1 pseudogene is annotated in these 1,981 nt (G+C 61.0%); it reads right to left on the reverse strand.

The features are described 5' to 3' along the window. Positions 1-165 precede the first annotated feature (165 nt). Positions 166-1,981, reverse strand: a pseudogene (locus NKJ73_RS33950) (hypothetical protein); the annotation flags it as partial.

Here is a 1,981-nt window from a genome sequence, read left to right on the forward strand (position 1 = left end):
GTTGGCCGCGTGACAGTGAGCTATGCTGGAGATTGGGGTGACGAGGCTGATCAAGCCTTCCAACAGTACCAGCCTGATCAATTACAGCGAGAGCTACCGGTCCGGAGATCGCATCAGCGCCTCTGTCGTCAAGAGAGCTGTTCTGCTTGACCCCAGCCATGGAGCTCAACGCCCCGCGTCGGAGCGCTCCCTGCTTCTGAAGGAAGCCATTAGGTCCGCTCGGGCTTGATCGGAGGCTTGGCTGATGGACGTCGTGGTTGCTTCGCTCAGTTGCCGCCCCATGGCGCGGCTTTGCGGATTATCAGTCCTCTGCCTCTTCGCCGGTCTCAACAGCGCTGTGTAATGTTCATTGTTTATGATGACGCCCCCGCTGTTCACGAGGTTGCTCCTGTCAAGTGTACTCGTCAGTCCGTCCTGGGCCTCACGCTTCTTGCCCAAGTGCCGTTCAAACGGCGCTGGCGCGACTTGTTGAGCTCGAGAGATGGGTCCCTGCTCTCCTGCGTGGCCATGAGCTTGTGCCGCGGTCTGCGCAGCGGCGTCCCCAATGGCACGAGCCTCCATGCCGACTGCGTCTTCCGGACGAGCAGCAAGGGCAATTTCGCGCCCGAGTGCGAACTTCCGGACATGAGTTAGTGCACTGATGTCAGCGGTTTTCATATAGCGCTTGGCATCTTCATCCAGCGACCGCTCGTGAAGCCGATCCGCAATCCCCGGCTTTTTGTTTTCAACCAGGCATTGACTGAAACGTCTAAGAGCAGACCCATAGACCTCAACGGTACGGGGTTTCGGCCCGGTCGGCGCTGCCTCGTACGCTTTGATGAGAGCCGCTGTGTACTCTCTGATGAGCACGGCGTCGGCAGGGTGGGGATTCAGGGCAGGGCGGCCCACCACTGGCGCTCCGCCCGCCCACGTCTTGAGACGACCCAGTGACCCAGCCACGGCCGAGGGGCCGCCACCCCAGATCTCGTACTCCTTGCGATCCCGATCCAGCGACGAATCGTGAAGCCGATCCGCAATCCCCGGCTTGTTATTTTCAACGAGCCAATGACCAAAGCCGAAAAGAATATCTACATGGCGCTTGACCGTGATCTCCCCGACCTTACCGGCATAGAGTGCTGACCTCAGCCCTTCGACAAGGGTCGCATCGTTGGAATAAAGAGGACCCTTGTCGGGACCGGAGACCACTTTTGGGCGATCTGGCTGCACCGCCGCCGGCACAGAACGAGCATGGTCACGCAACTCGGACGGTGCGGGGGGATTCAGATCAACCACTGACGAATCCGGCGCATGATGATGGCGCGCCGTTGAGTGACCCGGCTGCAGCACCGAGGCACCCAGCATCGACCCACTGCCTCCGGCGTACGGCGCCGCGGCGTGTTCTTGTCCGCTCCCTTGCATCATGGGCTGCGCCTCCCATGGCAATGCACCCACTTGATGGGTGGGGGCCTGCATCAGCACGCGAGCGCCTGAATTGCCGATCTCGCTCAGCTGCGGCTCAGTGGCAACGTCCTGCAGACGACTGTTCGGGGTCCTTTGCCTCTTCGCTGGTCTCAACTCCGCTGTATCATGCTCACGGTTGATGAGGACCTCCTCGCTTGGTAGCTGGTTGCTCCTGTCCTGTGCAGCGATCCGCTCGTCCGGCGCGCGCTGGTCGCCGTCGCGCCAGCTCAGGGGACGAAAGGACCCTGCGGGATCCGAGGCTTGGTGATGGGGCCCAGTTGGCACGAAAGACGATGCCAGAACAGCGTCGTCTTCATTAGCTTTCCCAGGGGGGAGATACTCTGGCCAACTGTATTCCTCCTGCGGCCCGCTGCGCTGCGCAGCGGCGTCCCCCTTGCTCTCAAGACTTTGAAATTTAAATGGGTCCCCGGGAGCAACGTCTGGCGCTGACTGGCCGAGCCGCTTGATCTGCTGGTGAAACGTCCCAACGGGGCTTTCCTTAACCGCGTCTCGGGCCTGTCGGTCCATGAGTTCAAAGTTC

Source organism: Mesorhizobium sp. M0074 (assembly GCF_040322975.1).
Classification (GTDB): Bacteria; Pseudomonadota; Alphaproteobacteria; order Rhizobiales; family Rhizobiaceae; genus Mesorhizobium.